The sequence below is a fragment of the Streptomyces nanhaiensis genome (assembly GCF_046614825.1).
Lineage (GTDB): Bacteria > Actinomycetota > Actinomycetes > Streptomycetales > Streptomycetaceae > Streptomyces > Streptomyces radiopugnans.
Map to the genome: position 1 here is coordinate 1 of NZ_JBKJFM010000089.1, position 24,719 is coordinate 24,719.

Below are 24,719 nucleotides of genomic sequence, written 5' to 3' on the forward strand. Positions count from 1 at the left end.
CGGGTGTCACCCGGGCCGGGGGTGACGGTAGTCCGACAAGAGCAGCACCCCGCGCGATCGCGCCGGAACGCCGTTACGTTCCGATCATGACCGTCTCCGTGCGCCGTACCGCCCGTCCCCTGACCGCCCTCGCCCTGGTCGCCGCCGCGGCGGCGGGCCTCGCGGGCCCGGCGGGCGGCCTCCTTGCGGTCGGCCGGCGGCTTGGCCACGGCACGGCGCAGCGCCTCGGCCTCGCTGCGCTTGGGCGTGGGGCGGCCCTTGGGGGCCTGCGGGTCGCGGCGCTGCTTGGTCAGCTCCGCGCTCTCCCTGGGGGGCGCGGTCTGCTCATCACGAGAACGGCTTCGGAACACACCGCCAAGAGTACGGGGCGACCAGGTGTGACCCACACCCCCACGGGGAACGATCCGGCAACGGCGGGTCGCCGTACCCCCTGCTACTTCCTGGGCGGGAGAAACACCGTTCGCCGATCGTCCTGGAGGAGGAGCACATCCGGGTCCGAACAATGCGGTAATGGAAGCAGGGCCCGTAGGGTGGGACCTGTCGGTGTGCGAGGTTCAGTCCGTCTTCGAAGGGGGCGCGCGAAGCCCATGAGCGGTGTCATGAAGCGTATGGGGATGATCTTCCGCGCGAAGGCCAACAAGGCCCTGGACCGGGCCGAGGATCCGCGCGAGACGCTCGACTACTCCTATCAGAAGCAGCTCGAACTGCTGCAGAAGGTGCGCCGCGGGGTCGCCGACGTCGCGACCTCCCGCAAGCGGCTGGAGCTCCAGCTCAACCAGCTACAGGGCCAGTCCGCCAAGCTGGAGGACCAGGGCCGCAAGGCGCTCGCCCTCGGCCGCGAGGACCTGGCGCGCGAGGCGCTCTCCCGCCGCGCCGCCCTCCAGCAGCAGGTGACCGATCTGGAGCAGCAGCACCAGACGCTCCAGGGCGAGGAGGAGAAGCTCACCCTCGCCGCCCAGCGTCTCCAGGCCAAGGTCGACGCCTTCCGCACCAAGAAGGAGACCATCAAGGCCACCTACACCGCCGCCCAGGCCCAGACCCGCATCGGCGAGGCCTTCTCCGGCATCTCCGAGGAGATGGGCGACGTCGGCCTGGCCGTCCAGCGGGCCGAGGACAAGACCGCGCAGCTCCAGGCCCGGGCCGGGGCGATCGACGAACTGCTCGCCTCGGGAGCCCTTGACGACTCCAGCGGACTGGCCAAGGACGACATCGCGGCCGAGCTGGACCGCATCTCCGGCGGCTCCGACGTGGAGCTGGAGCTCCAGCGGATGAAGGCCGAGCTGGCGGGCGGCACGGGCGGCGACCGGCAGGCCATCGAGGGCGGGCAGGACCAGGCCGCACAGCCCCAGCAGGCGCCGCAGTCCCAGGACGCCCCCCGCTTCGACAAGCAGTAGCGGCAGCGGTACGCCGGGGGCATCACCCCCGGCGTACCGGGCACCCGGCCTCCGGGAAGCCCGGAAGGAGATCGTCGTGATCGTACGGATCATGGGGGAGGGGCAGGTCAGGCTGGACGACAGCCATCTGCCCGGCCTGAACGCGCTGGACGACGAACTGCTCCACGAGATGGAGCACGGTGACGAGGCGGGCTTCCGCCGCACCCTCAACGCCCTGCTGGACGCCGTGCGTTCGCTGGGCACGCCGCTGCCGGACGACGCCCTGGAGCCCTCGGAGCTGATCCTGCCCGAGCCCGGCGCCACACTGGAGGAGGTCCGAGCCCTGCTGGGCGAGGACGGCCTCTTCCCCGCCGACGCTCCCGCCTGAGGAGGCCGGGGAGCCCCGCGGGGCCGCGGGATCCCGCTGCGGCGGCCCGCGGTGGCGGCCGTTACGGGAACGCGGCGGAGGGGACGTACGGCGACGGCGGCCGCATCCCGCGCAGGCCCACCCAGCCGGCGGTCCCCGGCTCCAGTCCCGCGGCCAGCCCGACGTCCAGCGCCCACTGCTGCTCGGCGGTCAGGCCCTCGATCCGCACCCGGCGGCCCTCGCCCGCCACGCCCAGGGCGGCGGTCAGCAGCCGGGTGGCCAGCCGCCGCGAGGTGGCGCCCAGCAGCTCCACCCGGACCTCGGGGCCCTCGGTGAGATAGCAGTAGCCGCTGCCGGCGAAGTCGTCGGTGACCAGCAGCCTGGCGTGGCGCGGCAGCTCCTCGTGGTCCGGTCCGTGGGCGCCGCCGCGCAGCCGCCGGTCCACCGAGTCCATCAGGTCGCGGTCCCCGGGGCCGCCCTCGGCAACCGCGCCGTCGGGGGCGGCGAGCGAGGCGGTCGAGACCTCCCCCGTCAGGCAGGTGGCCGGATGCAGCTCCAGGCCCGCCCGGCGGCAGACACGGGCCGCGACCGGGTGGGGCGGTACGAGGGCGATCCCGCGCAGGCAGCCGCGGCCGTACTCCAGCGCGCGCTTCAGCAGGGCCCCGCCCACGCCCCGGCCCCGCGCCTCGGGCAGCACGGCGAGCAGCGACAGCCCCCAGGTGCCCTCGCGCCGCGCGGACAGGACGACCCCGACGGGGCGCCCGGCGGCGTCCTCGGCCAGCCAGCAGCCGCCGGGATCGGTACGGGCCAGGTGGCGGACGTGGTGGAGGCGGCGTACGGCGGGGGCGGGCAGCGGCGCGTCCCCGGGCGGCGGAGCGCAGGGGGACGGCGGTGTCAGGAGGGCGGCGTCCGCGACGAAGCGCACGGCCTGCGCGTCGTCGTCGCGGTCGCGTACCGGGCGCAGCAGCATGACGGCCATCCTGGCCGACCGCGCCGCACCCGGTCACACACGCCGCCCGGATTCCCCGGGCACCACGGCCCGGGGATCACGGCCCGGGGATCACGGCAGGGCGAGCATCCGCTCCAGGGCCAGCTTGGCGAACTTCTCGGTCTCCGGGTCGACCTGGATGCGGTTGACGACCTTGCCGTCGGCCAGCGACTCCAGCGCCCACACCAGATGGGGCAGGTCGATCCGGTTCATGGTCGAGCAGAAGCAGACCGTCCGGTCGAGGAAGACGACCTCCTTGCCCTCGGGGGCGAAGCGGTTCGCCAGCCGGCGCACCAGGTTGAGCTCGGTGCCGATGGCCCACTTGGAGCCTGCCGGGGCGGCCTCCAGGGTCTTGATGATGTACTCGGTGGAGCCCACGTGATCGGCCGCCGCGACGACCTCGTGGCGGCACTCGGGGTGCACCAGCACGTTGATGCCGGGGACGCGCTCGCGCACGTCGTTCACCGAGTCCAGGGTGAAGCGCCCGTGCACCGAGCAGTGGCCGCGCCACAGGATCATCTTCGCCGCCCGCAGCTCCTCGGCGGTCAGGCCGCCGTTCGGCCTGTGCGGGTTGTAGACGACGCAGTCCTCCAGGGACATCCCCATGTCCCGCACCGCGGTGTTGCGGCCCAGGTGCTGGTCGGGCAGGAACAGCACCTTCTCACCCTGCGAGAACGCCCAGTCCAGCGCCCGCCTGGCGTTGGAGGAGGTGCAGATGGTGCCGCCGTGCCGCCCGGTGAAGGCCTTGATGTCGGCCGAGGAGTTCATGTACGAGACCGGGACGGTGGAGTCGGCGACGCCCGCCTCGGTCAGCACGTCCCAGCACTCGGCGACCTGCTCGGCGGTGGCCATGTCCGCCATCGAGCAGCCCGCGGCCAGGTCGGGCAGGACGACCTGCTGCCGGTCGGAGGTGAGGATGTCGGCGGACTCGGCCATGAAGTGCACGCCGCAGAAGACGATGTACTCCGCCTCCGGGCGGGCGGCCGCGTCCCGGGCCAGCTTGAAGGAGTCGCCGGTGACGTCGGCGAACCGGATGACCTCGTCGCGCTGGTAGTGGTGGCCGAGCACGAAGACCTTCTCGCCCAGCCGCTCCTTCGCCGCGCGGGCGCGCTCGACCAGGTCCGGGTCCGACGGGGAGGGCAGGTCGCCGGGGCACTCCACTCCGCGCTCGCTCCTCGGGTCGGAGTCGCGGCCGAGGAGGAGCAGGGCCAGCGGGGTCGGCTGGACGTCCAGGGCGTCCCCGGGGGTGGCCGGGACGGGGGCGGAAGGCGGGGCGGTGTTCACGGCACGCACCCTTTCATCGGCTCAGCGGGTCTTTTCGTCGGATTGACGTTATCTATCATAACCGCTTCACGTCATATTGACGATGCCGATCGCGTCAGTGTGACGCATCCCCGCCTCCGCACGGCCGGCCGTGTGTGAGGAAGTGACCGCCGGGCACCGGGTGTGCGAGCATGAAAGACGCAAAGACGTGCCCGGCCTGGAATGAAACCGGGAAGCCGTCTGTTGAGCAGGCGGCAGAGCAGTCCGTACAACCCGGGAGAGAAGCAGATGTCCGTATCGGACGAGACCGCTGTGACGACTGACGGAATCATCCTGTCCGACGCCGCCGCGGCGAAGGTCAAGAGCCTGCTCGAACAGGAGGGCCGCGAGGACCTGGCCCTGCGCGTCGCCGTTCAGCCCGGCGGCTGCTCCGGCCTGCGGTACCAGCTCTTCTTCGACGAGCGGTCGCTGGACGGCGACGTCGTCAAGGAGTTCGACGGTGTCCGCGTCGTGACCGACCGGATGAGCGCCCCCTACCTGGGCGGTGCCTCCATCGACTTCGTCGACACCATCGAGAAGCAGGGCTTCACCATCGACAACCCGAACGCCACGGGCTCCTGCGCCTGCGGCGACTCCTTCAGCTGAGCCGCCCGCCGGCAGCAGCCGGCGCACACGACACGCCGAAGGCGGCGGTCCACCGATCCGGGACCGCCGCCTTCGGCACGCCTCTCCGGCACGCCGCACGGGGACATGCGGGGCCGGTGCGGGCCGGCCCGCACCGGCCCGCCCGCTCACTCCTCCGGAGCGCCCTCGGGCAGCCGCTCGCCCTCCTCGTCGAGGATCTCGCGGTCGCCGGCCGGCTCGTCGAGCTCCACCTCCACGGTCATGTCCTTGGCGACCATCACACAGGCCCTGCCGGGCTCCCGGGGCTCGCCGGTGATCCGCACCGTCACCTTCCCGGCGCTCTCCTCGGCGCTCGCGCGGTACTCGTCGCACACCCCGCCCCAGAAGTGGACCGTGAGCGTGCGGTCCTCCGGCCCGTACTCCTCGACGTAGGTGGCGGTCCTGATCCGCTCCTCGGGCCGCGGGCCCGGCCCGCCCGGCGCGGAGGTGGGCTCGTCGCCCCCGGGGGAGGGCGGCGCCAGGAACTCCGGCTCCACCGCCGGGTGGACCACCGTGTGCGTCTCCGCGCCCTTCGGCGCCACCTCGAACAGCCATGAGGGGACGAGCAGTTCGCGTCCCCGCGAGGAGTACGCCGACAGCCCGAACGCCGCCCCCGTCACCTCCACCGGCTCGCCGCCCCCGGCCGGGCCGCAGGGCTCGGCCCCGCCCGGGCCGCCCGGCCGCTCCGGATCGCCGTCGGCGGGCGGGACGGACGGGACGTCCTGCGGCTTCCCGGCCCCCGGCCCGGCGGTCCCCGGCTCCGCCCCGCCCTTGCGCGGGGGCTCGGCGCACTTCAGGCCCAGGTCCACCCGGCCGCCGCGCTCGTTGAGCGCGGCCAGGGTCTCCTCGGCGTCCATGACCGGGTACCCGGCGCCCCCGGCGGCCTTCGCCAGTCCGATCGCCCGCCCGCTGCCGCTGGCCAGCGCGCCCTTGTGGCCGACGCCGATCTCGGTCGTCCAGCCGTGTACGGGCAGTCCGTCCTGCCGGGGCTCGACGCGTACGATCCGCAGCCCGCCCCGCTCCTGCCCGGCGTCCACCTCGGCGTCCTCCAGACCGAGGGCCTCCACGACGGGACGGGCCGCCTCCTTCGCCTCCTTCTCGGAGACCTCCCCGGCCATCAGCGGCACCGCGCCGGTGAACGACCAGGCGCCGGAGGCGGCGTCCACGGTGAGGTTCCTGTCCTCGCCGCCGACCGTCCAGGCGCCGTCCTCCGCGCGGACCTCGCCGCGCACCTCCAGCGCCTTCGCCAGCCCGGCCACGTCCTCCTCGCCCACCTTCCCGGCCGGCCGGTAGGCCGGGGCCGAGGCCGGGCCGTCGGGAAGGGGACCCGACGCCTTGTAGACCGGGCCGCCGGGGGCCGGCTCGCCGGGCGCGATCCCGCGCTCCGGCGAGGCCGCGCGGTCCTGCCCGTAGCCGTCCAGGACCAGTGGCGCGGGCCTGTCCCGGCCGCCCTGCCGGGCCGCGTCCGAGGCCCCGCCGCTCCCGGCGGTCGAGGCCCAGTACGCGCCGCCGCCTCCGGCCAGCAGGACGGCGAGGGCCACCGAGACGGTCGTCAGCCCGCGTCGCCGGGTTCGGGTGGGTTCGGGGGTGTGGTCGGCGCTCACCGCATCGCTCCTTCGGTTCCGTGCACCGTGCGTCCGCATGCCGCGCGTACCTGGTGCCTGTCTTCCACCGTGCGCCGATGTGACGGGAGGGGGCCGCGGACGGTTCCACCGGCCCGGCCGCGGGGGCAGCGGGGGCAGGCGCGGGCGGGAGGACGGGAGGCGGGGGCGGGAGGTGAGGGGGCGGGCGAGGAAGTAGCGTGGTGTGTCCGCAGTCCCGCCTCCCCAGGAGCAGCCCGCCGTGCGTATCGCTGTCACCGGCTCCATCGCCACCGACCATCTGATGACCTTCCCCGGCCGCTTCGCCGACCAGCTCGTCGGCGACCGGCTCCACACGGTCTCGCTGTCCTTCCTGGCCGACACCCTCAACATCCGGCGCGGCGGCGTCGGCGCGAACATCAGCTTCGGCATGGGCCAGCTCGGGGTGCGCCCGATCCTCGTCGGAGCCGCGGGCGCCGACTTCGAGGAGTACCGCGCCTGGCTGGAGCGGCACGGCGTGGACACCGCCTCGGTGCGCATCTCCGAGATCCTGCACACCGCGCGCTTCGTGTGCACCACCGACACCGACCACAACCAGATCGGCACCTTCTACACCGGCGCGATGAGCGAGGCCCGGCTGATCGAGCTCAAGACGGTCGCCGACCGGGTCGGCGGGCTGGACCTGGTCCACATCGGAGCGGACGACCCCGAGGCGATGATGCGCCACACCGAGGAGTGCCGCACCCGCTCCATCCCCTTCGCCGCCGACTACTCCCAGCAGCTCGCCCGGATGGAGGGGGAGGAGATCCGCGGGCTCACCGAGGGCGCGGCCTACCTGTTCACCAACGAGTACGAGGCCGGGCTGGTGGAGTCCAAGACCGGCTGGAGCGCGCAGGACATCCTCGACCGGGTCGGCGCCCGCGTCACCACGCTCGGCTCCAAGGGGGTCCGCATCGAGCGGGCGGGCCGGGAGGCCCTGACCGTCCCCTGCCCCGAGGAGGAGGCCAAGGTCGATCCGACGGGCGTCGGCGACGCCTTCCGCGCCGGCTTCCTGTCGGGCCTGGCCTGGGACCTCGGACTGGAGCGCGCCGCGCAGCTCGGCTGCATGCTCGCCACGCTGGTGATCGAGACGCTGGGCACCCAGGAGTACGAGCTGAAGCGCTCCCACTTCCTGGAGCGCTTCACCAAGACCTACGGCGAGGACGCCGCGGCCGAGGTGCGGGCCTGCCTGGCCTGAGCGCACGCGCCCCGGCGCGGGTCCGTCCCCGGCGGGGAGCCGGGGACGGACGGGTTCAGGCGCTGCGGCGCACCCGGTAGGCGTGGCCGTGCGCGCCCAGGTACTCGTGGCCGCGCATCTCGCACCAGGCCGGGACGTCCAGCCGGGCCGCCTCGTCGTCGGCGAGCAGCAGTACGGTGCCGCCCACCGGCACCCGGTCGATCACCTTCGCCAGCTCGATCACCGGGATCGGGCACCGCTTGCCGCGTGAGTCGACGGTGAGCGCCGCCTCGCGGCCGAGGTCCGCGGCCTCCGGCCCGCCGGCCTCCCCGCCGGCCGCCGCGCCGCCCTCTCCGCCGGACTCCCCGTCCGCGCCGGCCGGCGCCCGGAGCTGTGCGCGCACCTCCCGCACCGCTTCCGGCAGCACCGCCAGGAAGGCGTCGACGTCCGACTCGGCCGTGCCCGGCGGCAGGGACACCCGGACGTTGCCCTCCGACAGCACCCCCATCGCGCGCAGCACATGACTGGGGATCAGCGTGCTGGAGGTGCACGAGGAGCCGGAGGAGACCGAGAACCCCGCCCGGTCCAGGGCGTGGAGCAGCGCCTCGCCGTCCACGTACAGGCAGGAGAACGTCACCACGTGCGGCAGCCGCCGCACCGGATCGCCCACCACCTCCACGTCCGGCACCAGCGCGGGCACCTGTGCGCGTACGCGGTCCACCAGGGTGCGCAGCCTTGCCGCCTCGGCGTCCGCCTCCGCCCGCACCGCCCGCAGCGAGGCCGCCGCCGCGACGATCGCCGGGAGGTCGGCGAAGCCGGGGGAGCGCCCCGACTCCCGCTCGTCCACCGGAGCCGGCGGGGCGAAGCGCACACCCTTGCGCACCGCCAGCAGACCGACCCCGCCCGGGCCGCCCCACTTGTGCGCACTGGCCGCCAGCAGCGACCACCGCCCGGGCACCGGGCCCCACGCCAGCGACTGGGCGGCGTCCACCAGCAGCGGCACCCCGGCCTCGGCGCAGATCCCGGCCACCTCCTCCACCGGCTGCTCGGTGCCCACCTCGTGGTTGGCGGACTGCAGGCAGGCCAGCGCGGTCCCGCCCTCCGGGGAGCCGCTCCCCCGCAGCGCCGCGCCGAAGGCCGCCGCGTCCACCCGCCCCGTACGGTCCACCGGCACCCGGACCACCGTCCCGCCGCCGGCCTCGTGGGCCTCGGCGGCGTGGAGCACGGCGGAGTGCTCCACGGCGGAGACCACCAGGGCCCGGCCGGCCCGCCGCCTCCCGGCGAGGGCGCCCGCGACGCCGGTGTGCAGGGAGCGGGTGCCCGACGGGGTGAAGACCAGTTCGTCCGGGCGGCACCCCACCGCCTCGGCCGCCGCCTCGCGCGCCGCGTCCAGCAGCAGCCGGGCCCGCCGGCCCTCCCGGTGCAGCCGGGCGGGATCGGCCCAGCCCTCGTCGAGCGCGGCGAGCAGCGCCTGGCGGGCGACGGGGTGGAGGGGGAGCGAGGAGGCTGCGTCGAAGTAGGGCACACCGGCACGCTAACGCGCCCGCCGCCCCCGTGCGCCGGTGGGACCGCACGGGCCGCGGAGGCGGTCGTTCCGCCTCTGTCCCCCTCCGTCCCGTTCCGGCACCGGCCCGATTCCGGCCCGATTCCACCCCATCGGAGGGCCCCGCGGCGCGTTGGGCACCCTCCCCGCGCGACCCCAAATAGCGTCCAGTAGGGTTTGGTCCGCATAAACATCCAAACCCCTGCCCGCGCCAGGGCCGGCGCCCGACCACACACGGCCGAGCCCGGGCCGAGCGGGCGAGACTCTCGGGAAGGCGCTACGTGAGTCCCAACGGCTCCGACCGCTCGTCGCGGCGCCCGATGCGGCGGAAGCTGCCGCAGGCGCTTGCTGCGGGCCTGGTCCTGGCGACCGCCACCGGTTGCACATACAAGGACTTCCCCCGCCTCGGCATGCCCACCCCGGTCACGGAGGAGGCGCCGCGGATCCTCTCCCTGTGGCAGGGCTCGTGGGCGGCAGCGCTCGCGGTGGGCGTCCTGGTGTGGGGCCTGATCCTGTGGTGCGTCATCGTCTACCGGCGCACCAGGACCAAGGTCGAGGTACCTCCGCAGACCCGGTACAACATGCCCATCGAGGCGTTGTACACGGTGGTTCCGCTCATCATCATCTCGGTGCTCTTCTACTTCACGGCCCGTGACGAGTCCAAGCTCCTGGAGCTTTCCGAGAAGCCGGACCACGTGATCAACGTGGTCGGCTACCAGTGGAGCTGGGGCTTCAACTACCTGGAGGACGTGGACGGCGACACCTCCACGTCCAACATGGACGCCGACGAGCTCTCCGGCATCCCCGCCGACATGCTCGAGGCCGTGCCCGAGGGTGCCGAGGGCGTCTACACGGTGGGCACGCCGGGCGACCGGAACCCGCAGACCGGCAACCCCGGCCCGACGCTGTGGCTGCCCAAGGGCGAGAAGGTCCGGTTCATCCTGACCTCACGCGACGTCATCCACTCCTTCTGGGTCGTGCCGTTCCTGTTCAAGCAGGACGTCATCCCCGGCCACACCAACCAGTTCGAGGTGACCCCCGAGAAGGAGGGCACCTTCCTGGGCAAGTGCGCCGAGCTGTGCGGCGTCGACCACGCCCGGATGCTGTTCAACGTGAAGGTCGTCTCCCCGGAGCGCTACCAGCAGCACCTGGAGGAACTGGCGGAGAAGGGCCAGACCGGCTACATCCCGGCGGGCGGAGCCCGCCAAGAACGAGAAGGCCAGTAACCCGTGAGCATCCTCAACGAATCCCAGGGTGCCGCCGCAACGTCGGACCAGCCGGCGGCGACCCCCGCGCCCCTGCGCAGCAGCCGGCGCGGCAACCGTGTGATCCAGTGGCTGACCACCACCGACCACAAGACGATCGGCACGCTCTACCTGGTCACCTCGTTCTTCTTCTTCTGCGTCGGCGGCGTGCTGGCACTGGTCATGCGTGCCGAGCTGGCCCGCCCCGGCCTGCAGGTCATGTCGAACGAGCAGTTCAACCAGGCGTTCACCATGCATGGCACGATCATGCTGCTGATGTTCGCCACCCCGCTGTTCGCCGGCTTCGCGAACTGGATCATGCCGCTGCAGATCGGCGCGCCCGACGTGGCGTTCCCGCGGCTGAACATGTTCGCCTACTGGCTCTACCTCTTCGGTTCGTTGATCGCGGTGGGTGGCTTCCTCACCCCCGACGGCGCCGCGAGCTTCGGCTGGTTCGCCTACACCCCGCTGAGCGACGTGGTCCACAGCCCGGGTGTCGGCGGCGACATGTGGATCATGGGCCTGGCCTTCTCCGGCTTCGGCACGATCCTCGGCTCGGTCAACTTCATCACCACGATCATCTGCATGCGCGCACCCGGCATGACGATGTTCCGGATGCCGATCTTCACCTGGAACGTCCTGCTGACCGGTGTCCTGGTCCTGCTGGCCTTCCCGGTGCTGGCCGCCGCGCTCTTCGCGCTGGAGTCCGACCGCAAGTTCGGCTCGCACATCTTCGACCCGTCCAACGGCGGTGCGCTGCTGTGGCAGCACCTGTTCTGGTTCTTCGGCCACCCCGAGGTCTACATCATCGCGCTGCCGTTCTTCGGCATCGTCTCCGAGATCATCCCGGTCTTCAGCCGCAAGCCGATCTTCGGCTACATCGGCCTGGTGGCCGCGACGATCGCGATCGCGGGTCTGTCGATCACCGTGTGGGCGCACCACATGTACGTCACCGGCGGTGTGCTGCTGCCGTTCTTCTCCTTCATGACGTTCCTGATCGCGGTGCCCACCGGCGTGAAGTTCTTCAACTGGCTGGGCACGATGTGGAAGGGCTCGCTGAGCTTCGAGACGCCGATGCTGTGGACGATCGGCTTCCTGATCACCTTCCTCTTCGGCGGTCTGACCGGCGTCATCCTGGCCTCACCGCCGCTGGACTTCCACGTCTCCGACAGCTACTTCGTGGTGGCGCACTTCCACTACGTGGTCTTCGGCACGGTCGTCTTCGCGATGTTCGCCGGCTTCCACTTCTGGTGGCCGAAGTTCACCGGCAAGATGCTCGACGAGCGGCTCGGCAAGATCACCTTCTGGACGCTGTTCATCGGCTTCCACGGCACCTTCCTGGTCCAGCACTGGCTGGGCGCGGAGGGCATGCCGCGCCGGTACGCCGACTACCTGGCGGCCGACGGCTACACCGCGCTGAACACCTTCTCGACGATCAGCTCGTTCCTGCTGGGCATGTCGATCCTGCCGTTCTTCTACAACGTCTGGAAGACGGCGAAGTACGCGCCGAAGATCACGGTGGACGACCCGTGGGGCTACGGCCGTTCGCTGGAGTGGGCGACCTCCTGCCCGCCGCCGCGCCACAACTTCGTCTCCATGCCGCGGATCCGCTCGGAATCCCCGGCGTTCGACCTGCACCACCCGGAGATCGCGGCCATCGACCAGCTCGAGAACACCGAGGGTCCCGAGGGCCCGGCCCTCTCCGGTGCCAAGGAGGCCGGCAAGTGAAGATCCAGGGACGCATGTTCATCTGGCTGTCGGTCTTCATCCTGGCCGTCGCCATCATCTACGGCCTCTGGTCCAAGGAGCCGGTCGGCACCACCGCGCTGTTCATGTCCTTCGGCCTGTCGATCATGGTCGGCTACTACCTCGCCTTCACCGCCCGGCGGGTGGACACCGGGGCGCAGGACAACAAGGACGCGGACGTCGCCGACGACGCCGGCGAGCTGGGCTTCTTCAGCCCGCACAGCTGGCAGCCGCTCGTCCTGGCCGTGGGCGGGGCGTTCGCCTTCCTCGGCGTGGCCATCGGCTGGTGGCTGGTCTACATCTCCGCGCCGCTGCTGCTCATCGGCCTGTTCGGCTGGGTCTTCGAGTACTACCACGGCGAGAACCAGAACCAGTGAAACGGTAGGGAACCAGTAGCCCTACCCCCTCACGCACGGGTCATCTCCGGACACGTTCCGGAGGTGACCCGTTCGTACGTATCCGGCTCGTCCGTTCCGCGCGGCGTTCCTACCGTTGCAGCATGAGTCGTGGATCACGCAGGACGGCAATGATCTGCTTCCTGATACTCGTGCCGCTCGCGGTGGGACCCGCCGCATGCAGCAGCGGTGAGCGGCCTCAGGACGCGGCCCCCTACGACGCCACCGCGCACGTCTCGCTGAACGCCGGCGAGGACGGCCGTGCCGTGGACCCGGACGAGCCCCTGGAGATCACCGCCCGCGACGGCAGCCGCATCACGGACGTCCGCGCGGTCGACGCGGCGGGCCGCCGCCTGGAGGGCGCGCTCTCCGCCGACGGCTCCCGCTGGCGCAGCGCCACCCCGCTGGCCGGCGCGATGCGCTACACCGTCGTCGTCAGCACCGAGCGCGGCGACGGCTCCCCGGGCCGCCGCACCGCCGGACTCACCACCCGGGCGGCGACCGGCGCCAAGAGGCTGGAGGTGGACCTCGGCCCGGACGACGGCACCTACGGCGTCGGCCAGCCCATCACCGCCGAGCTCAGCCGGCCGGTCAGGGACGCCGGGCAGCGCGCGGTCGTGGAACGCGCGCTGACGGTCCGCTCCTCGCCCTCCGTCGAGGGCTCCTGGCGCTGGATGGACGACCGCACCCTCCACTACCGCCCGCGCTCCTACTGGCCCGCGCACGCCACCGTGGAGGCGCGCGGCGCCCTGGAGGGCGTGTGGATCCGGGACGGACTGCGCGGAGGGAGGACGGAGCCGCTGCGCATCCGCACCGGCGACCGCGTCGAGGCCGTCGTCGACATCGACGACAAGGAGATGACCGTCCGGAAGAACGGAGAGGTCCTGCGGACCGTTCCGGTCACCACAGGCAAGGCCGGGTTCCGCACCCGCGAGGGCGTCAAGGTGGTGCTCGGCCGGCAGGCCGCCGTACGCATGACCGGCACCAGCATCGGCATCCCCGCGGGCAGCGCGGAGTCCTACGACCTGGACGTCCAGTGGGCTGTGCAGCTCACCGACAGCGGCGAGTTCGTCCACGCCGCGCCCTGGTCGGCGGCGCACCACGGCAGCGACAACGTCAGCCACGGCTGCACGGGCATGAGCACCGAGAACGCCCGCTGGTTCTTCGACACCGTCCGCCAGGGCGACGTCGTCCGGCACGTGGGAGGGGACGGCCCGAGGATGCCGGCCTTCGGCAACGGCCTCGGCGACTGGAACCTCTCCTGGGAGCAGTGGCGCGGGGGCAGCGCCCTGAACTGACCGACCGGCCGGGCGGTGCCGGAAGGCCCCGGAACCCCGGGACCGGAAGGCGCAGGGGTCGCTCGAAAGAGGTAAGGGCCGCCGCGGGCACCTCCGGGTGCCCGCGGCGGCCCTCCGGCCGTGCGCGGGGTTCTCTCAGGCGGCCGCGTGCTCGTCGCGGCGCAGCAGCCCGGCCAGGGCGTCGGCCAGGAGCACCGGGTCCACCGGGTGCGGAACGGCGGCCTCCGCCCGGCTCCAGGTGGCCAGCCAGGCGTCCTGCGGGCGGCCGATCAGCAGCAGGACGGGCGGGCAGTCGAAGATCTCGTCCTTGATCTGGCGGCACACGCCCATCCCGCCGGCGGGCGTCGCCTCGCCGTCCAGGACGCAGACGTCGATACCGCCCTCCTCCAGGGCCGTGAGCACGGCGGGAAGCGTGGCGCACTCCACGTACTCGACCGGCGGCACGTCGGCGGCCGGTCGGCGCCCGGCGGCCAGCCGCACCTGCTCGCGGGTGTTGGCGTCGTCGCTGTAGACCAGCACCGTGGCGGTCGGCTGCATGGTTCCTCCGTGTCCTCGGGGGCGTCCTTCGGGGTGTCTCGGGGTGTCTCGGGGTGTCGCGGGTGGCTCGAAGGTCCACGGGCCCGCGGAGCACGGACCCCGGGCCGCGTGTGCCGTCGTTGGCGGATGCTACTCCGTCCCGGCCCCCCGCGTCAGGGATCCGGAAGGCCCGGGTATGGGCCGTCTGAGCAGGACACGGGCCGTTGACACACCGAACAGGACCCCCCGAGGTGAGGGCCGGATAAGCGACCGACATAATGTCGGCGTGGCGACAGCAACAGCAGTAGATACCGGGCACGCGCACCCGTCGGTCAACAGGCCGAACCTCACCAGCGTCGGGACCATCATCTGGTTGAGTTCCGAGCTGATGTTCTTCGCGGCCCTCTTCGCGATGTACTTCACCCTCCGGTCGGTGACGGGAGCCGAGTACTGGACGGGTCAGGCGGACATCCTGAACCTTCCGTTCGCGGCGACGAACACCACGATCCTGGTGCTCTCCTCCCTCACCTGCCAGCTCGGCGTCTTCGCCGCCGAGCGCGGTGACGTGAAGAGGCTGCGCCTGTGGTTCGTGATCACGTTCATCATGGGTGCGATCTTCATCGGCGGCCAGGTCTTCGAGTACACCGAGCTGGTCCACGAGGGCGTCTCCATCTCCTCGGGGCCGTACGGGTCGGCGTTCTACCTGACCACCGGCTTCCACGGCCTCCACGTGACGGGCGGCCTGATCGCCTTCCTGTTCGTCCTCGGCCGGACGTACATGGCACGGCGCTTCACGCACCACCAGGCCACCGCGGCCATTGTGGTGTCCTATTACTGGCACTTCGTCGATGTCGTCTGGATCGGCCTCTTCGCCACCATCTACCTGATCAAGTGATCAGGCAGTAAGCCAGAAGCATCGACGCAGAAGATCCTGACACCGGGGTAATCCGTGAAAAAGCTCTCCGCACGACGGCGCCATCCGCTGGCGGCGCTCGTCGTCCTACTCTTCGCGCTGGCGGCCACCGGGGGGCTGTACGCCGCGTTCGCACCCGCGGACGAGGCGAAGGCCGACACCTCGGCTGCGTCCTCGCAGTCTCTCGCCATCGAGGAGGGCAAGAAGCTCTACGCCACCGGCTGCTCCAGTTGCCACGGAACCGGCGGCCAGGGCACGAGTGACGGTCCCAGCCTCGTGGGCGTGGGCGCCGCGGCCGTGGACTTCCAGGTGGGCACCGGCCGCATGCCGGCCCAGTCCCCGGGCGCCCAGGCGCCCAAGAAGCCGCAGGTCTACACGCAGGCGCAGATCGACCAGCTCGCGGCCTACGTCGCCTCGCTGGGCCCCGGTCCGAGCATCCCGACAGAGGAGCAGTACGACCCCGCGGGCGCCGACAGCGCCGCGGGCGGCGAACTGTTCCGCACCAACTGCTCGCAGTGCCACAACTTCACCGGTGAGGGCGGCGCCCTCACCAACGGCAAGTACGCCCCCTCGCTCGACGGCGTCTCCGACAAGCACATCTACGAGGCCATGCTCACCGGCCCGCAGAACATGCCCGCCTTCCCCGACACGATCCTGCCGGAGAAGGAGAAGAAGGAGATCATCGCCTACATCCAGGATGTCCAGGGAGAGGACGAGAAGTCCCCCGGCGGCTTCAAGCTGGGCGGCTTCGGACCGGTCGCGGAAGGCATGTTCGCCTGGACGATCGTCCTCGCCCTTCTGATCGGCGTCGCCGTGTGGGTCGCGGCACGTACCGCCAAGGCCAGGAAGTCATGAGTAGCCACACCGGATCCCCAGACGTGCCCGACGAGAACCTGCCGGGCGAGCGCGCCCACGGCGGCGAGGCGGCCAGGGCCGAGAACCCGTTCGCCGACCCCGGGCTGCCGCCCCACGAGCCGCGCGTCCAGGACATCGACGACCGGGCCGCCAAGCGCTCCGAGCGCACTGTCGCCCTGCTGTTCACGGTCTCGATCCTGGCCACCGTCGGCTTCATCGCCTCCTACGTGATCTTCCCGATCGACCAGTACGTCTTCATCTGGCCGCTCGGTGAGATCAGCGCCCTGAACTTCTCGCTGGGCATGACGCTGGGCATCGCCCTGTTCTGCATCGGCGCCGGCGCGGTCCACTGGGCCCGCACGCTGATGTCGGACCACGAGCTGATCGGCGAGCGCCACCCGATCGAGGCGGACGAGGAGACCCGTACGCAGGTCCTCGCCGACTTCGCCCAGGGCGCCAAGGAGTCGCAGCTCGGCCGCCGCAAGCTGATCCGCAACACCATGTTCGGCGCGCTGGCCGTGGTGCCGCTCTCCGGCGTGGTGCTGCTGCGCGACCTCGGCCCCCTGCCCGAGGACAAGCTGCGCCACACCGCCTGGGCGAAGGGCAAGCTGCTCGTCAACCAGAACACCGACGAGCCGCTGCGCCCCGAGGACATCACCGTCGGCTCCCTGGTCTTCGCCAAGCCCGAGGGTCTGGAGGAGGGCACCCACGAGTTCATGGCGGAGATCGCCAAGGCCGCGGTCATGCTCGTCCGCCTGGAGCCCAAGGACATCAAGGACAAGCAGGAGCTGGACTGGTCCCACGAGGGCATCGTGGCCTACTCCAGGATCTGCACCCACGTCGGCTGCCCGGTCACCCTGTACGAGCAGCAGACCCACCACGTGCTGTGCCCGTGCCACCAGTCGACGTTCGACCTGGCCGACGGCGCGCGTGTGATCTTCGGCCCGGCCGGTCACCCCCTGCCGCAGCTGCGGATCAGTGTCAACGAAGACGGCTACCTCGAGGCGCTGGGCGACTTCGCGGAGCCCGTCGGCCCGAGCTTCTGGGAGCGCGGATGAGTACTGCAGGCGACGCCCCGAAGCGCCGGGGCAAGGCGCCCGCCGGCGAGCGGGTCGCGGACTGGGCCGACGGCCGGCTGGGTGTCTACAGCCTGGCCAAGGCCAACATGCGCAAGATCTTCCCGGACCACTGGTCCTTCATGCTCGGGGAGATCTGCCTCTACACCTTCATCATCATCATCCTGACCGGTGTCTACCTGACGCTGTTCTTCAACCCGAGCATGGGCGAGGTGGAGTACCACGGCGCCTACGTGCCCATGCAGGGCGTGCACATGTCGGAGGCGTACGCCTCGACCCTGGACATCAGCTTCGACGTCCGCGGCGGTCTGCTCATGCGGCAGATCCACCACTGGGCCGCGCTGATGTTCCTGGTGGGCATGTTCGTCCACATGATGCGCGTGTTCTTCACCGGAGCCTTCCGCAAGCCGCGCGAGATCAACTGGCTGTTCGGCTTCCTGCTGCTGGTGCTGGGCATGTTCACCGGCTTCACCGGCTACTCCCTGCCGGACGACCTGCTCTCGGGCACCGGTATCCGGTTCATGGAGGGCGCGGTCCTGTCCGTGCCGGTGGTCGGCACCTACCTCTCCTTCTTCATCTTCGGAGGGGAGTTCCCGGGAACGGACATCATCCCGCGGTTCTTCGTGGCCCACGTCCTGCTGCTGCCGGGCATCATGCTGGGCCTGGTGGTGGCCCACCTGATCCTGGTCTTCTACCACAAGCACACCCAGTTCGCCGGTCCCGGACGGACCGAGAAGAACGTCGTCGGCATGCCGCTGCTGCCGGTCTACATGGCCAAGGCGGGAGGCTTCTTCTTCCTGGTCTTCGGCGTCATCTCGGTCATCGCCGCGACGTTCACCATCAACCCGATCTGGGTGCTGGGCCCGTACCGCCCGGACCAGGTGTCCACCAACGCGCAGCCCGACTGGTACATGGGCTTCTCCGAGGGACTGATCCGCGCGATGCCCGCGTGGGAGATGGTGCTGCCCGGCGGCTACACCCTCAACCTGGGCGTGGCCATCCCGCTGGTGATCATCTTCCCGCTGATCCTGACGTCGATCGCGGTGTACCCGTTCATCGAGTCCTGGATCACCGGCGACAAGCGCGAGCACCACATCCTGGACCGCCCGCGCAACGCACCGACGCGCACCGCGTTCGGCGCGGCCTGGATCAGCCTGTACTTCCTGCTGCTGGTCGGCGGCGGCAACGACCTGTGGGCGACCCACTTCAACCTGTCGATCAACGCCATCACCTGGTTCGTCCGCATCGGCTTCTTCCTGCTGCCCGTGGTCGTCTTCATCGTCACCAAGCGGATCTGCCTGGGACTGCAGCGGCGCGACCGCGAGAAGGTGCTGCACGGCCGCGAGAGCGGCATCATCAAGCGGCTGCCGCACGGTGAGTTCGTCGAGGTGCACGAGCCGCTCTCGCAGGAGCAGCTCCACACGCTCACCGCGCACGAGCAGTACAAGCCGCTGGAGATCGGCCCGGAGACGGACGAGAACGGCGTGCGGCGCAAGGTCGGCCCCGTCCAGAAGCTCCGCGCCAGGCTCAGCCGCGGTTACTACGGCGAGGGCAGCCAGATCCCCAAGCCGACCGCCGAGGAGTTCAAGGAGCTCACCAGCAGTCACGGTCACGGCCACTGAGCCGCGGCCACCGAGTCCGGTACCGGGTATCGCCACACCTGGGGCCCCGGTCCTCCTTCCGAGGAGGGCCGGGGCCTTCCGGCGTTCCGGGGCCTCCCGGCGTTCCCGGGTTGTCCGGACTGCGGGCAGCGGCCGTGGACGCCGCCGCGCGCCGTTACGCTGGCTGCGGGCCGCCGAGCCGATCCGGCCGCCCCCGCATCCGACCACGCCAGGAGTGATTCCCATGAGCGCTGCTACGACCACCGGAGGCGACACCGTGGCGGCGCGCACCTGGCCGGACGTGCTGAGCGCCCTGCTGGCCGGTGAGGACCTGCCCGCCGGGAGCACCGCCTGGGCGATGGACCAGATCATGCGGGGCGAGGCGACCGACGCCCAGATCGCCGGGTTCGCGGTGGCGCTGCGCGCCAAGGGAGAGACGGTCGACGAGGTCGCCGGGCTGGTCCGCGCGATGTACGAGCACGCCAACGTGATCGAGGTGCCCGGCCCGTCGGTCGACATCGTCGGGACCGGCGGCGACCGGGCCAGAACGGTGAACATCTCGACGATGTCCGCGATCGTGGTGGCCGGGACGGGCGCGCGCGTGGTCAAGCACGGCAACCGCGCGGCCTCCAGCGCGTCCGGCTCCTCGGACGTCCTGGAGAAGCTGGGCGTCAACCTGGAGCTGAGCCCCGAGCGGGTCGCCGAGGTCGCGGCCGAGGCCGGGATCACCTTCTGCTTCGCGGTGAGGTTCCACCCCGCGCTGCGCCACGTGGCCGCCGCGCGCAAGGAGCTGGGCGTCGCGACCACCTTCAACTTCCTCGGCCCGCTGACCAACCCGGCCCGGGTGCGCGCCCAGGCAACCGGGGTCGCCGACGCCCGGATGGCGCCGATCATGGCGGGGGTGCTCGCCGAGCGGGGGACGTCCGCGCTGGTCTTCCGCGGCGACGACGGACTGGACGAGCTGACGGTGACGGGCACCTCGACGGTGTGGGTGGTACGGGACGGCGAGGTCCGCACCGAGACCTTCGACCCGCGTGAGGTCGGCATCCCCCTGGTTCCGCTGGAGGCGCTGCGCGGTGCGGACGCCGCCCACAACGCGGACGTGGCCCGGCGTCTGCTGGAGGGGGAGAGGGGGCCGGTGCGGGACGCCGTCCTGCTGAACTCCGCGGCGGCCCTGGCCGCGCTGGAGCCCACCGGGGCGCCGCTGGCCGAGCAGATCGCCGCGGGCATGGAGAAGGCCGCTCACTCCATCGACTCCGGCGAGGCCAAGGCGGCGCTGGAGCGCTGGGTGGCGGCCAGCAACGCCTGAGCCGGCCCGGACGGCCGAGACGGCCGAGACGGCGCAGCCCCGGCACACGCGGTGTGCCGGGGCCTTCCGGTGCGCGGCGGCTCCGGGCCGCCGCGTGGCTCAGGAGTCGAGTCCGATGGCGAAGGCGGCCTCCAGGTCGTGCTGGGAGTAGGTCCGGAAGGCGATGTGGGTCTCGGTGGACTCCACACCGGGAACCTTGCTGATGCGGCCCGGGATGACCTCCGCGAGATCGTCGTGCCGGGCCACCCGCACCATGGCGATCAGGTCGTGGGCGCCGGTCACCGAGTAGACCTCGCTGACCCCCTCCAGCGCGGCGATCTGCTCGGCGATCTCCGGGATGCGGTCGGTGCTGGTCTTGATGAGCACGATCGAGGTGATCACGGTTTTCCCTTCTTCGGGGGAGGGGCCGCGGCGGCGCCCCGGTGGGCCCTTCGCTCTCGTGGTCCCACCACCGGCGGAACTGGCCTGCTCACTGTAGCCCGCCGCCTGCGGCGGGCTCACGGGCACGGGGGAGGGGACGGGCGCCGAGGGAGGCCGAGGGAGGCCGAGGGAGAGGGCCTGCGGTCCGGCCCCGCGGATGGTGTCGGCTCGGATACGGGCCGCCCGCCGCGGCGCGCCCGGTGGCCGCCAGGCCGTAGGGTTGCGGGGATACCCCCGGCCGGGGTGCCCGGGGTGCGCGCACCGCGGAGACATCCGCGCCATCCGGGGCACCCGGGTACCGGAGCGCCGGAGACGGCGGAACGGCAGGACGAGACAGCAGGACCCGAGAAGACGCGGCAGTGGACGCGCCGGCTGCGCCGAGGGCGCCGGCGGCGCGGGAGGACCTAGGAGAGGACGGAACGATGCCGGTTCCCCGACCGAACGAGGGGTCGCGGTGGCGCTGCACGATGTGCGGCAACCTCACCCGCTTCGACGTGACGCGCTCCAGCAAGGTGGTGGAGTACGTCCATCTGGACCTGGCCGGGGAGCCGAGGGTCGAGGAGCGCGAGGTGCTCAGTGAGACGATCGAGTCGGTGCGCTGTCGCTGGTGCAACGCGGTGGACCAGGTCGAGCTGGTGGACCGTCCCAGCTCCGGCGCGCAGGTGTGACGACGGGCGGGTGTGAACCGTGGTGGAACGGACGGGTGGTGAGCGCGGACCGGGTGAGCCCGGCGAGGAGGCGCTCGACCGCCCGCTGCCCGAGAAGGTGCGCCGCCGGGTGGTGGCGCTGACGGGCGACGCGCTCGGCGGCCTCACCGTCGCCGAACTCCCCGTCCCTCTGCGGCAGTACGCCCGTTTCACACCCCAGCGGCGGGTCAGGTTCGCGGGCAACGCGATGGCCGCCGCCCTGGAGAACGACCCGGCCTTCCGGCGGCGCATCGCCGACCGGCTGCGCGAGGCGCTGCCGGAGCTGGCCGACTCCGTCCGCGGCGGTACGTTCCCGGCCGCCGCCGACCCCGTGGACGTGGCCGCGGTCGCGTACGTGCTGCGTCCGGAGGGCTGGGCCAAGCTCGTCGCCGCCGCCGGCGAGGAGGCCCAGCGGGCGCAGGCCGAACGCGCGGGGGAGGAGGCCGAACGGGAACTGGCCCGGCTCCGTGAGGAACTGGCGCAGGCCCGGGCGGCCGGGCGCACCCACGCCGAGGAGCTCCGCGCGGAGCTGGAGGCCGCCCGCAAGGAGGCCGACTCCCTGCACCGCAGGCTGCGCAGCGCGCTCAGCGACGTCAAGCGCGGCGAGGCCGCGGTGCGCAAGGCGCGGGCCGAGCTGGAGGAGCTGCGGGCCGCGGCCACCGCGGAGAAGGCCGCCGCCGAGAGCGAGGCGCGCCGGCTGCGGTCGCGGCTGGCGGAGGCGGAGGCGGCCCTGGAGGCCGGCCGCCGCGCGGTGCGCGAGGGGCGCAGCGTGGAGGACATGCGTCTGCGGCTGCTGCTGGACACGGTGCTGGACGCCGCCCAGGGGCTGCGGCGCGAACTCGCCCTGCCGCCTCTCACGCACCGCCCGGCCGAGACCGTGGACGCGGTCGAGCCGGGCCGGATGACCCCCAAGGACATCGCCCGGCGCGCCCTGTCGGAGGAGGACCCCGCGCTGCTCGACCAGTTGCTGGCGCTGCCCCAGGCGCATCTGGTGGTGGACGGCTACAACGTCACCAAGACCGGCTACCCGTCGCTGCCCCTGGAGAAGCAGCGGCTGCGGCTGCTGGGCGGACTGGCGGGGCTGGCGGCCCAGACGGGCGCCGAGGTGACCTGCGTCTTCGACGGGGCGGAGCTGGCCGCTCCGGTGCTGCTGGCGCCGCCGCGGGGGGTGCGGGTGCTGTTCAGCAAACCCGGGCAGACTGCCGACGAACTGATCCGGCGTCTGGTGCGCGCCGAGCCGCCGGGCCGTCCGGTGGTCGTCGTCTCCGCCGATCGCGAGGTGGCCGACGGCGTGGCGGCGGCCGGAGCCCGCCCGGTGGCGTCGGTGCTGCTGCTGCGCAGGCTCGGCCGCACCTGAAGCCCCGCCGCGCCGCCCGGTTCCGCGTCCGGTGCCACGCCTGATGCCGCGTCACCTGCCCGCGGGAGTCCGGAATGTCCGCCGAGCGCGGCACTCAGCGTCAGGCCGCGGTCGCCGAAAGTGGGGCGATGGTAAAGGATGTGGCCGACGGGCGAGATTTTTCCTATGAGGATTTGAAGCGATCACCGCGCATGGCTAGTGTCTGGCCCGAACCTCTGCGCAGTTGATCGCCCAACCGGGGTGACAGCGGAGGAACCGCCGAATCCGCGGCGCTCATCGCGGAGTCGGGTGGCCCCCGGTCACTCCCGGCAGGCGGCTGAGGAAGAAGGAGCTCGCCCCAGTGGCGTCCCACCGTCGACCCAAGCAGCCGAACCGCGCACGTGTGACCGTGCTCACCGCGACCGCGGCGGCGGCCGTCGCACTGACCTCCCAGACCGCCCAGGCCGACCCCAAGCCCACCAAGAGCGAGGTCAAGGCCAAGGTCGACAAGCTCTACGAAGAGGCCGAGCACGCCACGGAGAAGTACAACGGCGCCAAGGAGAAGCAGGAGAAGCTGCAGAAGCAGGTCGGCAACCTCCAGGACAGCGTCGCGCGCGGTCAGGGAGAGCTGAACGACCTGCGCGACAGCCTCGGTTCGATGGCCACGGCCCAGTACCGCAGCGGCGGCCTCGACCCCTCCCTGCAGCTGTTCCTCTCCTCCGACCCCGACGACTACCTCGCCAAGGCCTCCGCGCTCGACCAGCTCGGCAGCAAGCAGGCCGGCGCGCTGAAGAAGATCCAGTCCAAGCAGCGGACCCTCTCGCAGCAGCGCGAGGAGGCCTCCGAGAAGCTGAAGGACCTGGAGGACACCCGCAAGGAACTCGGCGACAAGAAGAAGAAGATCCAGGGCAAGCTCGCCGAGGCCCAGCGGCTGCTGAACACCCTCACCGCGCAGGAGCGCGCCGAGCTCGCCCGGGAGGAGGAGCGCGCCAACCGCGCCTCCTCGGCCCGCGTGGACCTCGGCAGCTCGGCCTCCGCCACGCAGCGCGCCTCGGCCGCCCTCGGCGCGGCCAAGTCCAAGCTCGGCTCCCCCTACGTCTGGGGCGCGACCGGCCCGAGCTCCTTCGACTGCTCCGGGCTGACCTCCTGGGCGTACAGCCAGGCCGGCGTCTCCCTGCCGCGCACCTCGCAGGCCCAGGCCAGTGCGGGCACCCGCATCTCCCAGAGCCAGCTCGCCCCCGGCGACCTGGTCTTCTTCTACAGCGACCTGCACCACGTCGGCCTCTACGCGGGCAACGGGCAGATCCTGCACGCCCCGAAGCCCGGCGCCAACGTCCGCTACGAGTCGATCAACAACATGCCGTTCATGTTCGGCGTGCGCGTCTGACCGGCCGCCGCCCCGACCTCGGGCCTCCTCCGTACGGGTGAAACCCGGCGGGGGAGGCTTTTCGCTGCCCCTTCCGCGTCCCGCCGCCGATCCGGCCCTGACCTGTGCCCCCTTCCGCGCCGGGGAGGGACACGGCGGCCCGGGCGGTGCGGCGGTCCGTGAACCGAGCGTGCCGGTACCGCTACTGTCGGCGGCCACCGTCCACCGAAGCGGAAGGGAGAGCGGTCCCGCCGTGGTCTCGCAGCCTTCGCCCCGACACGCCCCCCGCCGCCCCGGCTCCCGCCGGCGCACCCCGCCCTCCGGCCTGTCCGGGCTGGGCAGCAGGGTCACCGCGCTGTCCGCCGCCGCGGGCGCGGTGGCGGTGCTGACGGCGGCCCCGGCGGGAGCCGACCCCGCGGGCGGCCCGTCCCCGGCCGCGCTGAGCGCGCGAGTGGACCGGCTCTACGCCGACGCGGAGCGGGCCACCGAGCGGTACAACACGGCTTCCGAACGCGTGGAGGAGCTGCGCGAGCAGGTCGAGCGGGCCCAGGACGGAGCCGCGCGCGACCAGGCCAGGGTCAACCGGATGCGCGGGGACCTGGGCTCCCTGGCGAGCGCGCAGTACCGCTCCGGCGGCATCGACCCGGCCCTCGCGCTGATCCTCTCCGAGGGGCCGGAGGAGTACCTCGCCAAGGCCGCCACCCTGGACCGGATCAACAGCCGCCAGACGGCCAAGCTCAAGGCGTTCCGCAGCGCGGTGCGCGCGCTGGAGCAGCGGCGCACCGAGGCCGGCGGGAAACTCGCCGAACTGCGGCGCAGGCGCGAAGCCCTGGGCGAGCACCGCGAAGCCGTGCAGCGCAAGCTCGCGGCCGCCCAGCGGCTGCTCAACCGGCTCCCGCGCGAGGACCGCGCCGCCCGCGGGCACGCGTCGCGAGACGCCGAACGCCCCGGCGCGCCGGTGGAGC

The 24,719-nt window shown here is 72.3% G+C and carries 24 protein-coding genes; 17 read left to right on the plus strand and 7 right to left on the minus strand.

The window, feature by feature from the left end; all coding sequences use genetic code 11:
* Positions 1-350 (minus strand): DUF3043 domain-containing protein (locus tag ACLIYP_RS19020; RefSeq protein WP_412714341.1); only part of this gene is annotated, 350 nt, incomplete at its 3' end.
* A gap of 258 nt (positions 351-608) precedes the next feature.
* On the opposite strand from ACLIYP_RS19020, the gene ACLIYP_RS19025 reads away from it, so the two are divergent.
* Both ACLIYP_RS19025 and pspAA read left to right on the plus strand, forming a co-directional pair.
* Positions 609-1,394: a PspA/IM30 family protein gene (locus ACLIYP_RS19025; protein WP_412714354.1), complete on the plus strand. Its 786-nt coding sequence runs from the start codon at positions 609-611 to the stop codon at positions 1,392-1,394.
* 76 nt (positions 1,395-1,470) lie between these two features.
* Complete coding sequence (gene pspAA / locus ACLIYP_RS19030) at positions 1,471-1,761, plus strand: PspA-associated protein PspAA (protein WP_093655104.1); 291 nt, start codon at positions 1,471-1,473, stop codon at positions 1,759-1,761.
* 61 nt (positions 1,762-1,822) lie between these two features.
* Here the strand turns inward: pspAA and ACLIYP_RS19035 are convergent, their stop codons facing one another.
* Together ACLIYP_RS19035 and nadA are read right to left on the minus strand one after the other, a co-directional pair.
* The gene (locus tag ACLIYP_RS19035; protein WP_412714342.1) at positions 1,823-2,710 is read right to left on the minus strand and encodes a GNAT family N-acetyltransferase; all 888 of its coding nucleotides are present in this window, start codon (positions 2,708-2,710) and stop codon (positions 1,823-1,825) included.
* Between the two features lie 90 nt (positions 2,711-2,800).
* Entirely contained in the window at positions 2,801-4,021 is a 1,221-nt protein-coding gene (nadA, locus tag ACLIYP_RS19040; RefSeq protein WP_412695849.1) for a quinolinate synthase NadA, read from the minus strand.
* A 258-nt stretch (positions 4,022-4,279) separates the two neighbouring features.
* Between nadA and erpA the strand changes: the two genes are divergently transcribed.
* Positions 4,280-4,636 carry an iron-sulfur cluster insertion protein ErpA gene (gene erpA, locus ACLIYP_RS19045; protein ID WP_093655108.1) on the plus strand — a complete coding sequence of 119 codons (357 nt, stop codon included), beginning with the start codon at positions 4,280-4,282 and terminating at the stop codon, positions 4,634-4,636.
* 146 nt (positions 4,637-4,782) lie between these two features.
* Here erpA and ACLIYP_RS19050 read toward each other — a convergent pair whose 3' ends face one another.
* On the minus strand, positions 4,783-6,258 hold the full coding sequence (locus tag ACLIYP_RS19050; protein WP_412714343.1) for a hypothetical protein: 1,476 nt from the start codon (positions 6,256-6,258) through the stop codon (positions 4,783-4,785).
* A gap of 238 nt (positions 6,259-6,496) precedes the next feature.
* Here ACLIYP_RS19050 and ACLIYP_RS19055 point away from each other — a divergent pair, with 238 nt between their 5' ends.
* Entirely contained in the window at positions 6,497-7,471 is a 975-nt protein-coding gene (locus ACLIYP_RS19055) for a carbohydrate kinase family protein (RefSeq protein WP_412714344.1), read from the plus strand.
* Positions 7,472-7,526: 55 nt separating this feature from the next.
* Here the strand turns inward: ACLIYP_RS19055 and ACLIYP_RS19060 are convergent, their stop codons facing one another.
* Positions 7,527-8,975 carry a cysteine desulfurase/sulfurtransferase TusA family protein gene (locus ACLIYP_RS19060; RefSeq protein WP_412714345.1) on the minus strand — a complete coding sequence of 483 codons (1,449 nt, stop codon included), beginning with the start codon at positions 8,973-8,975 and terminating at the stop codon, positions 7,527-7,529.
* Between the two features lie 299 nt (positions 8,976-9,274).
* Here ACLIYP_RS19060 and ctaC point away from each other — a divergent pair, with 299 nt between their 5' ends.
* The 4 genes from ctaC to ACLIYP_RS19080 all read left to right on the plus strand — a co-directional run bounded on the left by ctaC (position 9,275) and on the right by ACLIYP_RS19080 (position 13,676).
* Positions 9,275-10,219: an aa3-type cytochrome oxidase subunit II gene (ctaC, locus tag ACLIYP_RS19065; RefSeq protein ID WP_093655112.1), complete on the plus strand. Its 945-nt coding sequence runs from the start codon at positions 9,275-9,277 to the stop codon at positions 10,217-10,219.
* Between the two features lie 3 nt (positions 10,220-10,222).
* Positions 10,223-11,965: an aa3-type cytochrome oxidase subunit I gene (gene ctaD, locus ACLIYP_RS19070; protein WP_412714346.1), complete on the plus strand. Its 1,743-nt coding sequence runs from the start codon at positions 10,223-10,225 to the stop codon at positions 11,963-11,965.
* Positions 11,962-12,360 carry a cytochrome c oxidase subunit 4 gene (locus ACLIYP_RS19075; RefSeq protein ID WP_093655116.1) on the plus strand — a complete coding sequence of 133 codons (399 nt, stop codon included), beginning with the start codon at positions 11,962-11,964 and terminating at the stop codon, positions 12,358-12,360. The genes ctaD and ACLIYP_RS19075 overlap by 4 nt, the downstream gene beginning before the upstream one ends.
* A gap of 122 nt (positions 12,361-12,482) precedes the next feature.
* Positions 12,483-13,676, plus strand: coding sequence for a L,D-transpeptidase (locus ACLIYP_RS19080; protein ID WP_412714347.1), 1,194 nt, complete (start codon positions 12,483-12,485; stop codon positions 13,674-13,676).
* A 135-nt stretch (positions 13,677-13,811) separates the two neighbouring features.
* Here the strand turns inward: ACLIYP_RS19080 and ACLIYP_RS19085 are convergent, their stop codons facing one another.
* Positions 13,812-14,213, minus strand: a complete 402-nt coding sequence (locus tag ACLIYP_RS19085) for a response regulator transcription factor (RefSeq protein WP_093655120.1) — start codon at positions 14,211-14,213, stop codon at positions 13,812-13,814.
* A 265-nt stretch (positions 14,214-14,478) separates the two neighbouring features.
* Here ACLIYP_RS19085 and ctaE point away from each other — a divergent pair, with 265 nt between their 5' ends.
* From ctaE to trpD, 5 genes are all read left to right on the plus strand, one after another.
* Entirely contained in the window at positions 14,479-15,087 is a 609-nt protein-coding gene (gene ctaE / locus ACLIYP_RS19090) for an aa3-type cytochrome oxidase subunit III (RefSeq protein ID WP_093655122.1), read from the plus strand.
* 54 nt (positions 15,088-15,141) lie between these two features.
* The gene (qcrC, locus tag ACLIYP_RS19095) at positions 15,142-15,960 is read left to right on the plus strand and encodes a cytochrome bc1 complex diheme cytochrome c subunit (RefSeq protein ID WP_412714348.1); all 819 of its coding nucleotides are present in this window, start codon (positions 15,142-15,144) and stop codon (positions 15,958-15,960) included.
* Complete coding sequence (gene qcrA, locus ACLIYP_RS19100) at positions 15,957-17,018, plus strand: cytochrome bc1 complex Rieske iron-sulfur subunit (RefSeq protein ID WP_412714349.1); 1,062 nt, start codon at positions 15,957-15,959, stop codon at positions 17,016-17,018. Before qcrC ends, qcrA begins: the two co-directional genes overlap by 4 nt.
* A complete protein-coding gene (qcrB, locus tag ACLIYP_RS19105) occupies positions 17,015-18,658 on the plus strand; it encodes a cytochrome bc1 complex cytochrome b subunit (RefSeq protein ID WP_412714350.1) in 1,644 nt (547 codons plus the stop codon). Before qcrA ends, qcrB begins: the two co-directional genes overlap by 4 nt.
* A 223-nt stretch (positions 18,659-18,881) precedes the next feature.
* Positions 18,882-19,946: an anthranilate phosphoribosyltransferase gene (trpD, locus tag ACLIYP_RS19110; RefSeq protein ID WP_412714351.1), complete on the plus strand. Its 1,065-nt coding sequence runs from the start codon at positions 18,882-18,884 to the stop codon at positions 19,944-19,946.
* A 99-nt stretch (positions 19,947-20,045) separates the two neighbouring features.
* Here the strand turns inward: trpD and ACLIYP_RS19115 are convergent, their stop codons facing one another.
* Positions 20,046-20,327 (minus strand): Lrp/AsnC ligand binding domain-containing protein, encoded by a 282-nt coding sequence (locus tag ACLIYP_RS19115; protein ID WP_162465868.1) that lies wholly within the window; start codon positions 20,325-20,327, stop codon positions 20,046-20,048.
* 461 nt (positions 20,328-20,788) lie between these two features.
* Here ACLIYP_RS19115 and ACLIYP_RS19120 point away from each other — a divergent pair, with 461 nt between their 5' ends.
* From ACLIYP_RS19120 to ACLIYP_RS19135, 4 genes are all read left to right on the plus strand, one after another.
* Positions 20,789-21,034, plus strand: a complete 246-nt coding sequence (locus ACLIYP_RS19120) for a hypothetical protein (RefSeq protein ID WP_093848576.1) — start codon at positions 20,789-20,791, stop codon at positions 21,032-21,034.
* Positions 21,035-21,056: 22 nt separating this feature from the next.
* Complete coding sequence (locus ACLIYP_RS19125; RefSeq protein ID WP_412714355.1) at positions 21,057-22,409, plus strand: NYN domain-containing protein; 1,353 nt, start codon at positions 21,057-21,059, stop codon at positions 22,407-22,409.
* Positions 22,410-22,749: 340 nt separating this feature from the next.
* Positions 22,750-23,775: a C40 family peptidase gene (locus tag ACLIYP_RS19130; protein WP_412714352.1), complete on the plus strand. Its 1,026-nt coding sequence runs from the start codon at positions 22,750-22,752 to the stop codon at positions 23,773-23,775.
* Between the two features lie 232 nt (positions 23,776-24,007).
* On the plus strand, positions 24,008-24,719 hold a 712-nt coding region (locus tag ACLIYP_RS19135; protein ID WP_412714353.1), incomplete at its 3' end, for a coiled-coil domain-containing protein.

Bases quoted from the DNA above. Each gene is read 5' to 3' on its own strand.
- ACLIYP_RS19025 (WP_412714354.1), top strand. From the start codon at position 609: ATGGGGATGATCTTCCGCGCGAAGGCCAACAAGGCCCTGGACCGGGCC.
- ACLIYP_RS19035 (WP_412714342.1), bottom strand. From the start codon at position 2,710: ATGCTGCTGCGCCCGGTACGCGACCGCGACGACGACGCGCAGGCCGTG.
- erpA (WP_093655108.1), top strand. From the start codon at position 4,280: ATGTCCGTATCGGACGAGACCGCTGTGACGACTGACGGAATCATCCTG.
- ACLIYP_RS19080 (WP_412714347.1), top strand. From the start codon at position 12,483: ATGAGTCGTGGATCACGCAGGACGGCAATGATCTGCTTCCTGATACTC.
- ACLIYP_RS19085 (WP_093655120.1), bottom strand. From the start codon at position 14,213: ATGCAGCCGACCGCCACGGTGCTGGTCTACAGCGACGACGCCAACACC.
- qcrA (WP_412714349.1), top strand. From the start codon at position 15,957: ATGAGTAGCCACACCGGATCCCCAGACGTGCCCGACGAGAACCTGCCG.
- qcrB (WP_412714350.1), top strand. From the start codon at position 17,015: ATGAGTACTGCAGGCGACGCCCCGAAGCGCCGGGGCAAGGCGCCCGCC.
- trpD (WP_412714351.1), top strand. From the start codon at position 18,882: ATGAGCGCTGCTACGACCACCGGAGGCGACACCGTGGCGGCGCGCACC.
- ACLIYP_RS19120 (WP_093848576.1), top strand. From the start codon at position 20,789: ATGCCGGTTCCCCGACCGAACGAGGGGTCGCGGTGGCGCTGCACGATG.